This is a genomic window from Rhodospirillum sp. A1_3_36 (genome assembly GCF_047263945.1).
Taxonomy (GTDB): domain Bacteria; phylum Pseudomonadota; class Alphaproteobacteria; order Rhodospirillales; family Rhodospirillaceae; genus Rhodospirillum.
Map to the genome: position 1 here is coordinate 469,684 of NZ_JBLAVB010000001.1, position 13,522 is coordinate 483,205.

13 protein-coding genes are annotated in these 13,522 nt (G+C 61.0%); 12 read left to right on the forward strand and 1 reads right to left on the reverse strand.

Annotated elements, in window-relative coordinates; all coding sequences use genetic code 11:
- The first annotated feature begins 151 nt into the window (after nucleotides 1-151).
- From guaD to ACLIRY_RS02035, 6 genes are all read left to right on the forward strand, one after another.
- The gene (gene guaD, locus ACLIRY_RS02010) at nucleotides 152-1,480 is read left to right on the forward strand and encodes a guanine deaminase (RefSeq protein WP_413203664.1); all 1,329 of its coding nucleotides are present in this window, start codon (nucleotides 152-154) and stop codon (nucleotides 1,478-1,480) included.
- Between the two features lie 882 nt (nucleotides 1,481-2,362).
- Entirely contained in the window at nucleotides 2,363-3,088 is a 726-nt protein-coding gene (locus tag ACLIRY_RS02015) for a protein phosphatase CheZ (RefSeq protein WP_413203665.1), read from the forward strand.
- Nucleotides 3,089-3,137: 49 nt separating this feature from the next.
- Nucleotides 3,138-3,407, forward strand: coding sequence for a hypothetical protein (locus ACLIRY_RS02020; RefSeq protein WP_413203666.1), 270 nt, complete (start codon nucleotides 3,138-3,140; stop codon nucleotides 3,405-3,407).
- A gap of 131 nt (nucleotides 3,408-3,538) precedes the next feature.
- Nucleotides 3,539-4,648, forward strand: coding sequence for an SPOR domain-containing protein (locus ACLIRY_RS02025; protein ID WP_413203667.1), 1,110 nt, complete (start codon nucleotides 3,539-3,541; stop codon nucleotides 4,646-4,648).
- 80 nt (nucleotides 4,649-4,728) lie between these two features.
- Nucleotides 4,729-5,184 (forward strand): LysM peptidoglycan-binding domain-containing protein, encoded by a 456-nt coding sequence (locus tag ACLIRY_RS02030; protein ID WP_413203668.1) that lies wholly within the window; start codon nucleotides 4,729-4,731, stop codon nucleotides 5,182-5,184.
- Between the two features lie 236 nt (nucleotides 5,185-5,420).
- Nucleotides 5,421-5,858, forward strand: a complete 438-nt coding sequence (locus ACLIRY_RS02035) for a cyclic nucleotide-binding/CBS domain-containing protein (RefSeq protein WP_413203669.1) — start codon at nucleotides 5,421-5,423, stop codon at nucleotides 5,856-5,858.
- Nucleotides 5,859-5,880: 22 nt separating this feature from the next.
- Here ACLIRY_RS02035 and ACLIRY_RS02040 read toward each other — a convergent pair whose 3' ends face one another.
- Nucleotides 5,881-6,780: a LysR family transcriptional regulator gene (locus ACLIRY_RS02040; RefSeq protein ID WP_413203670.1), complete on the reverse strand. Its 900-nt coding sequence runs from the start codon at nucleotides 6,778-6,780 to the stop codon at nucleotides 5,881-5,883.
- A gap of 146 nt (nucleotides 6,781-6,926) precedes the next feature.
- On the opposite strand from ACLIRY_RS02040, the gene ACLIRY_RS02045 reads away from it, so the two are divergent.
- The 6 genes from ACLIRY_RS02045 to ACLIRY_RS02070 all read left to right on the forward strand — a co-directional run bounded on the left by ACLIRY_RS02045 (nucleotide 6,927) and on the right by ACLIRY_RS02070 (nucleotide 13,414).
- A complete protein-coding gene (locus ACLIRY_RS02045; RefSeq protein ID WP_413203671.1) occupies nucleotides 6,927-8,039 on the forward strand; it encodes an S-(hydroxymethyl)glutathione dehydrogenase/class III alcohol dehydrogenase in 1,113 nt (370 codons plus the stop codon).
- Between the two features lie 30 nt (nucleotides 8,040-8,069).
- On the forward strand, nucleotides 8,070-8,909 hold the full coding sequence (gene fghA, locus ACLIRY_RS02050; RefSeq protein WP_413203672.1) for an S-formylglutathione hydrolase: 840 nt from the start codon (nucleotides 8,070-8,072) through the stop codon (nucleotides 8,907-8,909).
- 136 nt (nucleotides 8,910-9,045) lie between these two features.
- Nucleotides 9,046-9,999 carry a diiron oxygenase gene (locus ACLIRY_RS02055; RefSeq protein WP_413203673.1) on the forward strand — a complete coding sequence of 318 codons (954 nt, stop codon included), beginning with the start codon at nucleotides 9,046-9,048 and terminating at the stop codon, nucleotides 9,997-9,999.
- A gap of 98 nt (nucleotides 10,000-10,097) precedes the next feature.
- Nucleotides 10,098-11,192, forward strand: a complete 1,095-nt coding sequence (locus ACLIRY_RS02060) for a carbohydrate kinase family protein (protein WP_413203674.1) — start codon at nucleotides 10,098-10,100, stop codon at nucleotides 11,190-11,192.
- 159 nt (nucleotides 11,193-11,351) lie between these two features.
- Complete coding sequence (locus ACLIRY_RS02065; RefSeq protein WP_413203675.1) at nucleotides 11,352-11,693, forward strand: hypothetical protein; 342 nt, start codon at nucleotides 11,352-11,354, stop codon at nucleotides 11,691-11,693.
- A complete protein-coding gene (locus ACLIRY_RS02070; protein ID WP_413203676.1) occupies nucleotides 11,690-13,414 on the forward strand; it encodes a tetratricopeptide repeat protein in 1,725 nt (574 codons plus the stop codon). Before ACLIRY_RS02065 ends, ACLIRY_RS02070 begins: the two co-directional genes overlap by 4 nt.
- Nucleotides 13,415-13,522 lie beyond the last annotated feature (108 nt).

Sequence of the window (13,522 nt, forward strand, 5' to 3'; positions counted from 1 at the left end):
CCGCGTTTTTCGGTTTTTCAAGGAGACAGAGTATATAGTGATTTTAGAGTGCTCCGTCTCCACCAAGCCTCTCAGGAAGGGCGGTTGATTGACCGCCCTTTTTCAATTTTCCCTTAGGTCATATGGTTAGAGCATTATGGAAGCCGGATCCATGGAAAAAACCATCCTGCGTGCCAGGGTTCTGACCTTTCACCGGGCCCCCTTTGGCCTGGAGGACGGGGTGTTGAAAGAGGGGGGCGCCTTCACCTACCTGGAGGATGGAGGGATCACCCTATCAGGCGGGCATGTGACCGCTCTGGGGGATTTCTCGACAATGGAGACTTCTGGGGAGACTTCTGGAGCGCAGGTGATTGACCACCGGCCCCATCTGATCCTTCCGGGCTTCATCGATACCCATATCCACTATGTGCAAAGCCAAATCCTCGCATCCTATGCCGGGTCGCTTCTGGAATGGTTGGAAACCTATACGTTTCTCGAGGAACAAAAGTTTGCCAGTCCCGACCATGCAGCCCGAATCTCGTCGTGTTTTTTCGATGAACTGGTGCGCCACGGTACCACAACGGCGGTGGCTTATGGTTCCGTTCACGCGGCCTCTGTCGATGCCTTCTTCGCCGAGGCCGAGCGACGCAATCTGCGTATGATCTGCGGTAAGGTCATGATGGACCGGGAAGCGCCCGACGCCTTGCGGGACACGGCCCAATCTTCCTACGACGACAGCAAGTCGTTGATTGACCGATGGCACGGGCGGGGCAGGGGGCTCTACGCCATCACGCCCCGATTCGCCATCACCTCCACTCCGGCCCAGCTCGAGGCCGCAGGCGCCCTTCTCGCCGCCCATCCGGATTGCTACCTGCAAACCCACCTGGGAGAAAACGCTGAGGAGATCCGCTATTCGCAAGACCTGTATCCCGAAGCGCCGGACTATACGGGTATCTACGAGGCCTTTGGCCTGCTCGGCCCGCGGAGCTTGCTGGGACATTGCATTCACTTGACAGACCGGGAGATCGGCGTCCTCGCGGAGACCAAGTCTGTTGCCGTTTTTTGTCCCACCTCCAACCTCTTCCTGGGCAGCGGGCTTTTTGACCGGGCTGGGCTTCAGGCTCAGGGGGTCCGTATCGGAATTGCAACGGATGTGGGGGGCGGAACGAACTTCGGACTCCTGCGCACCTTGGACGAGGGATACAAGGTCCTGCAGCTTCGGGGGGAGCGTATGGATCCCTTCCAGTCCTTCCACATGGCGACGCGGGGCAATGCGGAAGCCCTGGGGCTGTCGGATAGGGTCGGCTCCATCGCGCCAGGGATGGAAGCCGATTTGGTTGTTTTGGACGCCCGGGCCACTCCGGCTATGGCCCTGCGCATGGAAACGGTTTCGACCCTGGCCGAGGAGCTGTTTCTGTTGCAGACCATGGGCGACGACCGGGCCGTGGTGGAAACCTATGGCGGCGGTCGGCCCCTCAAAAGCGGTAGGACGCGGCCCTAGGCGTCCCGATAGAATTCCATCAAAACCCGTGGCCTGTTCTTCCCAGGAGTGCGTTCCGAAGCGCCAGTGGCCTGTCCAGGCCAAAGCGTCCGGATTCCAAGTCAGATCTCCGGCCAGGACGGACGAATCAGGGGCTTCTGATACCCTCGCCTCCCTGGATTTTGGCAGGGCAACGCCGAGCCCCCGTTTCCAAGTGGCATCCAGGATTGCCTCCCGGTGACTTTGACCGGTGGTGCCATCCCTGCTCACGGGATAGTGCCGCTCGCCAAAATGCACCTCCACGGTTAGGAACAGGGTTGGGCCCGTTTGAAGCCAAGGGGTGTAGCCGAAGTGGGTAATGGCCGCATTCACCTGAGTCGGATCAAAATGAACCGTTAAATCATTGGGACGATCGACACTTTCACCAGACCATCTTCCAAACAGGGAGAGAGGGCGGGATCCCGGGTTTCTGCCCGGCGTCCGGTTACGATGATTCTGCCCGCATACGCATCGAAGGACTCCGGTGACACAACGGATCCGTCTTCGACAGCGAATGCCGGAATAGTGGGACAGAAGACAAACCCTTCCATCATCAAGCCAACAAGGGTCGACAAGATGGCGCTCGTCCCTTGCCCCAGTTTAACCTTTGTCTTCCTCGATGCCATGTTTCCCTCTCTCAATTTCAGGACGGTGAGCCAAAGTTATCAAGCCCCCCTTCTTGGGCTGCAGAAAAAGCCAACGAAGGTCCGTTCCTTTTGCTCCTGGGCAATGGTACTGTTGCCGATAGGAACAAACCGGCAAGGGTGGGTAATTCCGCCGGTTTTTTTAATCGGTTACGATAGGGTGAGGAAAATCGGCATGGCAACGGATCGCCCCCGCAGGACATTTGCGATCGAAAGATACATGCAGCGGCAAGCCGCGACCCAATCCCTGGCTATGGACGAAGCCGCCTTGGAAGCGGCCGGTGTCGGTGAGGGCGGTGGATCAGGCGTTTCGGCTGCAGCTCTTGCGTTGATAATGAATGAAATCAAGGCATTACGTGCTGACGTTAAAACTCTGAAGGCCAGTCGGGGTGGTCAGCAACAACCGCCTGGGGATGCCGACGAAGCGCAATTGCTGCGCATTGAAATCGCCCGCATGATCCGATCTCTGGCCTCGGCCAAACGTGAGATCGCCGAGATCAAGCACCCCATGTCCGACGAGGATCGGGTCCAACAGGCCACAAGCGAACTGGACGCCATCGTGGGGGCCACGGAAAAGGCGACCCACACGATTCTCGATGCGGCTGAACGTATCAGTGAACTGGCCAACAAAGTTCTGGAAGTCCTAGGGGAAGACGACGACCTTTCCCCCTACGCTCACAGCATCAATAATGAAGTCTACACGATCTTTGAATCCTGCAACTTCCAGGACATCACGGGGCAGCGCGTCACCCGTGTGGTCAAAACCTTGAATTTTATCGAGGACCGGATCAAGAAGATCATTGCCGATTGGGGGATTGAGGCGTTCTCCGAACTGCCCATTCCGACGACGGAATTGGAAATCCACGCCACAGATGATTTGGTCAACGGCCCTCAGGTCGAGCAGGTGGCCTTGTCCCAGGATGATATCGATGCCCTCTTTGGCTGATCCATTGCGCTCAAGAAAATCAGAGAAGGGCCAAGCCATGGAGAGAAGTTTGACGCATCGCCAAGTCCGTCGTCTCTTGGGTGGGGTGGCTCTTCTGTCCTTGGGAGGGGTGGGGGGCTGCTCCTATGTCAGTGCCTACGCTGCCGTCCAGGACCTGATGGGCGGGATCGCGACGGAGGGAGATCGGACCCAGGAGGCTTGTGCCCGGGCTCGAACGAATATGATCAACGCCGCCGATCCCATTGAATCTCGTCAATGGGCTATCCTCATGGAAGATCTCGATTGCCCCACGCAGAGGGAACTGATCGAACGGAATTAGGGGTATTTGATCCTTGGCGAGATAAACAGAGAAATTGGTAACCTCTTGTTTACTCGTATGGGTGATCTTCACTGAAAAGGGGGTCGTTCCCTTATCGACATAAGTATGAAAAAGCCGGGAAAGACAAGACCATGAACCGAGATCTTCACGGAATTCGCGATGGGAAGCGACGTCTGGCCGGTGGTTTGGCCGCCCTCTTGCTGACCTCTTCCATATTGGGTGCTTGCGCCGATGGCGGAGGCGGGACGTCGCCAGGAGCGTCGGTCGATGCGCCGACAGGGACGGCAACCATGGCGCCTGCGTCCCTGCCCATTTATGCCGTGGGGGATACCTACACCTTCGACAATCCCCAGGAAACCTGGACGGTTGCCGGTTTCGACGAGAAGGGGCGGCTGGTTTGGCGCAGTTCTTTGGGGGCCGAACGGGTTTCCAGTATCGATCCCATCTTGCCGAGCCTGAAACATGTTGCTGCCGATGGCAGGGGCATTACACGGATCATCAACCGTGACAACGAACTCTTTCCCCTGCGGTTGGGATCCGCAACCAAATTCTCCGAATCCGCGGGCATGGATGAGCCCCCTTACAGCAAATCCTATGAATGGTCCTGTAACGTCGATCAGGAGGAGCGGGTCCAGGTTCCCGCCGGATCCTTTGACGCCTACCGTGTCGCTTGTATGAGGGATGACGGCCTGAACGTCATTTCCCATTACGCGCCAGAGGTTGGGTATGTGGTCAAACGGGAAATCGCCATGCAAGGCCAGCCAACGGAGGTAAGATCGTTGGTGTCGAGTTCGCGGGGGAATGGCAGCAGTACCGCTCCGGCTTCCCTTCCCAGCGACCAAGGGACCGGTAAGGGGGTGGAGATGACCTCACACCCCCTCCCTGCACCAACGGCGAATCCGGCCAGGGCTTCCTCTCCGGTGCCCTCCATGGCTCCAGCACATGCACCGGCACCTGTCGCTGCGTCGACGACTCCCATGGCGGCTCCAGCCGGTGCCGTCGGCCTACAACTGGCCGCCTATAAGAGTGAGGCGATGGCCAAAGTCGGATGGGGGAAGTTTATGAAGTCGGATGGGGCTACCCTCAATGGCCTCAGTCCCGCCATCAAACGCGTGAATATCCCAGGCAAAGGGGTGTTTTATCGCCTTTTCGCCGCGCCCATGACGCCAGATCAGGCCAAGGCCCTTTGCGCCCGCCTTCCGGCCTTAAAAGGACACTGCAGTATCGCCCCGCTGAATTGAACCGGTCCGGTTCCGCTCCCCCGGTGGACCTTCGGGTAACGGGGAGGCGGAACCGGAGCTCCTTCGGAGTGAAGGTCCCCATGCGTGCCCCCGCCGTACTGGCTTTCTCTATTGTGGTTCTGGTGTCCAGTTTGGTTATCGGCTCCCTTTGGGCATACCAAAGACTCGCCGAAAAGGACCGCATGGTGGATTATCTGCTGTCCGATCTGGATCGGATGCGAACCGATAAGGAACAGTTGAGCAAAGAGAACGCCCAACTGAGTCAGGATATCGAAACCCTTTCCGAGCAATTGGATGGCTTGAAGACGGAAGTCGCCTCCGCCAAAAAGGACGCGGAGGATTTTCTGGTCCCCCAGGAAATTGGAGGCACGGCCGATTTCCCCATCGAGCGGGGCATGGCCAAAGGCAGCGAAAGTGTCGCGACCTTTGCCAAGCGGGAAGGGACCACTATTGAGGTTTTGAAAGCCCTCAATCCGTGGCTCGATCCCAACCAACCTCTCAAGAAATTCCAAACTCTTTGGATACCCGTCAAGTGACCATGGCTTGATCCGTCGGACTTGATCCCGTCGGATTCGCTTTGCTTTTCGCGGTTGCGGAACAAGATACCGCACTGCACGGAATGGCAGAAACCTGCGGGTCTTAGGACTCGTCTGGTTTTTGTCGCACGCGCGCCCTACTCTATGAGAGGATTTGGCGAACCAACTGCATGACAGATCATCTGTCCTGGTCCGTAAAACCCCTTCGAAAAGAACGTGAGGCGGGAGGGCTGATCATGCCAAACAGACGTCTGCGAGATGTCTTGAGCGACCATCCGATTGTGCGCCTGGACTCGGATGCCAGCGTTCGCCTAGCGGCGGCTGCCATGGCCGAACATCATGTTGGGTCCGTCCTGGTCGTCGAAGGCGATTGCTTGGCCGGAATCTTCACGGAACGGGATGTGATTGAACGGGTGGTCGCCAAAGGCCTGGACTCCGACGCGGTGACCCTGGCGGAGGTGATGACCCCGGATCCCGTATCGGTGACCGATGGGGCCACGGTGATGCGCGCCCTTCACGCCATGCGGGATGGCGGTTTGCGGCACTTGCCGGTGACCGACGAACAGCATCACATTCTGGGCATTGTTTCCATGCGCGACTTCGTTGATGACGAGGTCAAAGCCTACGATCAAGAGTTGGAATTTCGTCAGTCTCTCACCGAGCGGATCGGATAGAGCGGGGCAGAGAAACGCGTCCCTATCGATATTCAGGTCGGCTGGCCAAACCTTGTCGCAGGTGGCGGATCATCATACGCACCTTCGCCGGAACATGGCCCGCCTGGGGATACACCGCCCAGACCTCTGTGTTCGGGGGGCGGTGGTCGGGGAGGAGCGACACCAACCGCCCCTCCCGAATGGGTTCTCTCACATAGTAGTCGGGCAATTGGCAGAGCCCGAACCCACGCAAGGCGGCATCAAGAACGGCGTGACCGCTGTTGCATTGAAACCGACCCCGGGGCCGGAAGTGCCAGTCGGTCCCGCCACCCTCACCCCGATCATCAAAGGTCCAAAGCTCCGAGGTGCCAATCACGCAGTCGTGGTTGGCCAGATCGCCCAGGGTGAGGGGGGTGCCCCTGCGTTCGAGGTAGGCGGGGGCGGCGCAGAGGTGCAGGACCCGGGGAGCGATGCGGGTGGCGACTTGCCCGCTATCGGCCATGCGGCCCAAACGCACGGCCAGATCCACGCCGTCTCGGACCAGATCCAGCATGTGATTGCTCAAGGTCATCTCCACCCGCAGATCCGGGTGACGCTCCAGGAAGTCATTGACCAAGGGGACCACGAACAGGTCGCCATAGGCCGTTGGGCAGGTCATGCGCAGCAGCCCTCGGGGAACGTCGTCCCGCTCCCCCACGGCGCGGAGGGCTTCGTCCCGCTCTTCGGCCAACCCCCGGAACCGTTCGAGCAGCAAACGTCCGGCCTCTGTCAGCGCGACCCGACGGGTGGTTCGGTAGAACAGGCGCGCCTTCAGCCTGTCTTCCAGCCGGGCAACCTGACGGCTCACCCGGCTGGAGGACACCCGCAGATGCTCCGCCGCCGTCGAAAACCCTCCGGTTTCCGCCACGGCGACGAACTCGTCGATGCCATCCCAACCCGACACAAGCCTCTCCGTCAATTATCCCATATTTGCAATAATGCTCTGCGAGAACGTTGTTTTGTCAAGAGAGAGGAATTTGATAGCCTTCGGGAAACCTCGGGGAGCCCTTTCCCGAGGGATGATGGATTTCTTCTCCAAGGAGCATTTGCATGATCAAGTCCCGCGCCGCCGTCGCCTGGGAAGCCCAAAAGCCCCTGAGCATCGAAGAGGTGGAGGTCGCCGCTCCCAAGGCCGGGGAGGCTTTGGTGCGTATCGTTGCCACGGGCGTTTGCCACACGGACGCCTACACCCTTTCGGGCAAGGATTCCGAGGGCAAGTTCCCCTGCATCCTGGGGCACGAGGGCGCGGGTATCGTCGAGGAGGTCGGACCGGGTGTGACCAGTGTCGCCGTGGGCGACCATGTGATCCCCCTTTACACCCCGGAATGTGGCCAGTGTGAGTACTGCCTGTCGGGCAAGACGAACCTGTGTCAGGCGATCCGGGCCACCCAGGGTCAAGGCCTGATGCCCGATGGCACCAGCCGGTTCTCCCTGGGCGGGAAGGAGATCTTCCACTACATGGGCACCTCGACCTTCTCCGAATACACCGTGGTGCCGGAGATCGCCCTGGCCAAGATCAACAAGGATGCCCCGCTGGAAAAGGTCTGCCTGTTGGGCTGCGGTGTCACCACTGGCATGGGTGCGGTGCGGAATACAGCCAAGGTGGAGCCCGGCTCGACCGTGGCCGTCTTCGGCCTGGGCGGTATCGGTCTGTCAGCGATCATCGGCGCCGTCATGGCCAAGGCCGGACGGATCATCGGCGTGGACATCAACCCGGAGAAATTCGAGATCGCCCGCCAGCTCGGCTGCACCGACGTGGTGAACCCGAAGGATTATGACCGGCCCATCCAGGAGGTCCTGGTGGACATGACCAACGGTGGCGTGGATTACTCCTTCGAATGCATCGGCAATGTGAACATCATGCGCTCCGCCCTGGAATGCTGTCACAAGGGCTGGGGCGAGTCGGTGATCATCGGCGTTGCGGGCGCGGGCGAGGAAATCAGCACCCGTCCCTTCCAGTTGGTCACCGGTCGGGTCTGGCGGGGATCTGCCTTCGGGGGCGTGCGCGGTCGCTCGGAACTGCCCGATTACGTGGAGCGCTACCTGAAGGGTGAGTTCGAGCTCGACACCTTTATCACCCATACCATGGGCCTGGACAAAATCAATGAGGCCTTCGACCTGATGCACGACGGGAAAAGCATTCGCTCCGTCATCCTGTACTGAGTACTGATCCCTCTTGAAGGAGACGGCCCCATGTTGACCCAGGTTTCCCAAACCCTCGCCTTTGGCGGCACACAAACCCGCTATAAGCACCAGAGCGCGGTTCTGAACTGCGACATGGTCTTCGCGGTCTTCCTGCCGCCCCAGGCCACGCCGGAAACGCCGGTTCCGGTGCTCTATTGGCTGTCGGGGCTGACCTGTACGGACGAGAACTTCACCCAGAAGGCGGGCGCCCAGCGCATGGCCGCCGAACTGGGGATCGCCATCGTTGCCCCGGACACCAGTCCCCGGGGCGACGACGTCCCCGGGGACCCCGAGGGAGGGTGGGACTTCGGCCATGGGGCCGGATTCTATGTCAATGCCACGCAGGCGCCCTACGACCGCCATTACCAGATGCATGATTATGTGGTCCGGGAACTGCCCGCCCTGGTGGAGGCCAGCTTCCCGGTCACCGACCAGCGGAGCATCGCGGGTCATTCCATGGGCGGGCATGGCGCCTTGGTCTGCGCCCTGCGCAACCCGGGACGCTACCTGTCCATCTCAGCCTTCGCGCCCATTGCCAATCCCATGGACTGCCCCTGGGGGCATAAGGCCCTGGGCAACTATCTGGGGGATGACCGGGAGGCCTGGGCCGAATGGGACAGCTGCGCCCTGCTGGCCAAGGCCGAGGAGAAGCTTCCCTTGCTGGTGGACCAGGGGCAAGCCGATGGCTTCCTGGTGGAGCAACTCAAGCCCTGGGCCCTGGATCAGGCCGCGCGGGAGGCAGGATATCCCCTGACTCTGCGCCTGCAAGCCGGATACGACCACAGCTACCATTTCATCGCCACCTTCATTGAGGATCACCTCCGCTTCCATGCGGCGGCGTTGGGATAAGTTTTACGGGGGGATAAGTTTTACGGCTCCCGTTTCCTCTCCCTTCACCTTTCCATCCCTATAATTGCCCCTATGATTGGCTCCCCTCCCGAAGCGAGGGGGGGAGTCAGCCGGGAAGAAGGGATAAAGGTGGGTTATGGATGACTTCGAAACCTATTGCCGAGACTACTTGAACGGATGGGAAGAGCGATCCACCGTCCGCGCCATGACCCGCTATCGCCCCAGTCCGGAGGAGGCCCATGTTCTCCTGTTACCCGAGGGGTTTGTTCCCCTGGTCGATGAACCCGAAGTTCGGGCCATGGGACCGGAGGTCAAAGCCTATCTGGTGACCCAGGCCTGCTATCGGATCATGGACGGGATTGCCCTGATCGAAACGGACATGGTCTGTGAAGGCTGCCGTGATTTGGCTCATCGGAGCCAAATCGTCGATGTCTCCACCTTGGCCCGGCAAGTGGCCCTGACGATCCATACGGACGAGGGGTACCATTCCTTCGCCGCCCGGGAGTTCATGGACGGTTTGACGGAGATCACAGGCATTCGTCCGGACGGCCGTTTGGAGGAGTGTTATTCGCGTCAAGGGTTGGATTTGGCCCTGGAACGCCTGCCTTCCGAACTGCATGGTGCCTTTCGCATGGTCGCCCTCTCCTTGACCGAAAACCTCGTCACCGAAGAGGTCATCGGACTGGTCAAGGAAACGGAACTCACCAGCCCATTCCACTTGAACCTGCGGGAACATTTGGTGGACGAGGCCCGTCATCAGGCCTTTTTCCGCCGTCTGTTACGCCGGATTTGGGCCGATTTCGATCCGGAGGTTCGAGCGTCGTTGGCCCAAGTCCTGCCGCTTTTCCTGGACTACCTGCTCGAACAGCCCATGCGGGCGGATGCGCGGGCGCGATTGGACAGCGTCCGGCGCCTGGGCCTGGGGGGGGAAGATCTGGAGCGCCTGCGCGTGAAGGAGGAGGCGCGTCTGGTGGCCAAGACCGAAAACCCCACTTGGCTGAACGTGCGTCGGGCCATGGGCGATGCGGGCCTGTTAAGCGCGCCCGAGATCCAGACTGCCCTTTATGACGGGGGATGGCTCGCCGCGTAATCCATGACAGATGGACGGTGCCCTAAGGATTTCACTTGAAAGCCCGGGCAAAGTCCCAATTCTAAGGGGACTCATCTGTTACGGGGAAGGCAGTGACCATGCGGGTACTCACCATCGGCGGCGCCATGATCGATACGATCGCCATTATTGACAGCGATCGGATCGAACGCATGTCCATGTTCAACGCCGAAAGCTCCTACCTGCTGCTGGAGGAAGGCGGCAAGACCGAAGCCCAGGAGGTCTCCACCCATACGGGCGGTGGAGCCGTCAACTGTGCCATCTCCATGGCGCGCTTGGGGCTTGACGTGTCCACCCTGGTCAAACTGGGGCAGGACGAACGGGCCGAGACCGTCATGGCCCGTTTGATGGACGAGGGCGTCTCCACCCGCTGGATCTCCCGGGATGGTCGGGCGCCGACGGGGGCCTCGGTGCTGATTTCCTCCCACGACCGCAATGCGGCGATTTTCACCTTTCGGGGCGCCAATTCCTTCATGGAGCCCGTTGACCTGCGCGACGATGCCTTCGCCGTCGATGTGGTCTATATCGCCAGTTTGACCAACAAATCCGCCGAATGCTTCCCTCTGATCATCGAAAAGGCCAAGGCTCAGGGCGCCAAGGTCGCCGCCAACCCGGGGATCCGCCAACTCTCCGCCTATGGACCCGCCTTTCAAGAGTGTCTGAAGGGCATTGATATCCTCTCCATCAACCGCAAGGAAGCCGGCGCCCTGGTGCCCCATCTGGTCGCCCGGGTGGGCGAGGGCGGCCCCAGCCTTCCCATGGGGCAGGACGAGGATCCCCCCTTGATGGCCGCGCGCGGCCTGAATGGGGGGGGATTCGACATGAGCCTCTCCCGCTTCTGCCAGGCTGTGACCGCCATGGGGCCAAGCCATGTGGTCTTGACCGACGGGGGGCGGGGCGCCTTCGTGGCAACGGAAGAGGAAATCCTCCATTGCCCGGCCATGAAAGGGGATGTCGTGGGGACGGCAGGCGCGGGGGATGCCTTCGCCTCGACCTTCACCGCCTTCCTGGCCTTGGGCCATGACACCGAACTGGCCTTGCGGGCGGCCACCTACAACGCCGCCTCCGTGGTGGGCCATATCGACACCCAGACGGGCCTGCACCGGAAAGAGGATATCCTCAACGCCTTGGAAGGAACCAGCGCGGTCCCCCGGGCACGGCGATGGGCGCTTTGATCTAGGAGGAGCGCTGGCCGTTTGGGGGCGACTGCCCCCAAGCCCCCGTTCGGGAGGCATGCCTCCCGAACCCTCCTTTTTCTCCTTCCCAGTGTTGACGGGGATGGGAGATGACTTCAAAGTGTTTCATCGGTTTCACACCTGTGGGAGTGTCCCGCGATGGAAGAGCTTTGGACATTCCTTGGCAATGCCCAGAATCAGGCCACTCTGGAATGGGTGGGCGCTGCGGTGGTCGCCATGGGGGGCGCGGTCTGGACTGCCTTAAAGGTTCTTGGCAATCGGAACGAAGGGGGAGAGGAAGGAGAGCAGGGGACCGGGACTCCGGTCCCTTTGAGTATTGTCCTGGTCCTGGGAATCCTGGCATTGGGGCTGGTCGGTCTGGGATTGTTCTCGAAGGGCGACACAATAACGGTTACCGATCACGGGGTCGCCGCACGCCATATCAACGGTAGCACTGTGACCATCCAAGGGACCACGCCCGCCCAAGGGACCACCCAATGAGGAGCCGTTCGAACTCTCTCCGACGGCTCGCGGCATTCGGTCTGGTTTGGCTGGCGGCCGTGCCCCTTGGGGCGGAACCAGCCCGGGCCCTGGGGGACAGCGTCTCTGCAGAGGGCTGCGCCCTGGCGGTGGGAGGAGACATTTCCGAGAGTGATATCAAGGTCGTCTGCGGCATTCCTGCCGAACGTCTCAAAGAGCTCGTCGCACCATGGTTCCAGGATCTGAGGGATCTTTCCGACAGCCAGAAGGAGCTTTTGGGTCTTCTGCGCGAAAAACTCCGGATCAACGAGGCGCAAATCCGGTCAGCCCTGGAAGCAGCCGGCGAAACATCCGTGCCGCCGGAGCGGATCGCCGCCCGTCTGGTGGAAATCGCCCAACGCTACCGGGATCTTCAAGCGCAACTGGCCGCCTCCCCGGGTGACGCCCCCGAAACGGAAAAGCTGAAGGCAGCCGCCCGGGACGCGGTCGAAGCGGGAGACCTGGATCGGGCCGACCGCCTGCTCGAGGCCCTGGTCGACGTCGAGGACGCCCTGCTGGACAAGCGGGCTCTGGCTGCCGCTGCGGCGCGGTCCAAAAGGGCGGAGGTCGCCCTCCTGCGTCTGCGCTATCTGGACGCTGCGGATCTCTATGGGGCCGCTGCCGAGCGAGTCCCACCCGGCCATGACGCGGAGCGGAGAGACTACCTGTGGAAGCGGGCGGATGCGCTCTATCGCCAGGGCAGGGAATTTGGAGACAACGAGGCGCTCGCCCAATCCATCCAAGGGTGGCAAAAGCTTTTGCTGGAAACCGACAGAGCCTCGGCACCCGATTCCTGGGCCATGACCCAGAACAACCTCGGGAATGCGCTCTGGGCCCTCGGCGCGCGGGAAAAGGGGACGGCGCGCCTTGAGGAGGCGATTTTGGCCTACCGGTCCGCCCTTGAGGAACGGACACGGGACCGCGTGCCCTTGTACTGGGCGACGACTCATAACAACCTTGGGAATGCGCTCCGGGCCCTCGGCGCGTGGGAAAAGGGGACGGCGCGCCTTGACGAGGCGGTTTTGGCCTACCGATCCTCCCTTGAGGAATACACTCGGGACCGCGTGCCCCTGAACTGGGCGGCGACCCAGAACAACCTCGGGAATGCGCTCCAAACCCTCGGGGAGCGGGAAGAGGGGACGGCGCGCCTTGAGGAGGCGGTTTTGGCCTACCGGTCTGCCCTTGAGGAACGGACACGGGACCGCGTGCCCCTGGGTTGGGCGGCGACCCAGAACAACCTCGGGAATGCGCTCCAAACCCTCGGCGTGCGAGAAAACGGGATGGCGCGCCTTGAGGAGGCGGTTTTGGCCTACCGGTCCGCCCTTGAGGAATACACTCGGGACCGCGTGCCCCTGTACTGGGCGACGACCCAGAACAACCTCGGGAATGCGCTCCGGACCCTCGGTGAGCGGGAAAGCGGGACGGCGCGCCTTGAGGAGGCGGTTTTGGCCTACCGGTCTGCCCTTGAGGAACGAACCCGGGACAGCGTGCCCCGGGACTGGGCGCGGACTCAGAAAAACTTAGGGCTGGCTTTGATGGCCTTGGGAACGCGGACCCAGTCGATCGATCGTCTTCACAATGCGCGGGACGCCTTGGAAAAGGGGCGGGCGGTCTATCGCGAGGCCTATGGGGAGCGCTATGACGCGTATTTCACCAATAAATTGGCGGAGCTGGACAAAGTGATCGCCGGGCTCTCGGATTAGCAGTGACGGCGGGGGGGTGATTCCCTTCAAACCAATGGGATCAAAGGGTCCGTGACCCTTTGCGGGTCTGGGCGGAGCCCAGATCTCCAACCTGTCCGAACCATGGCT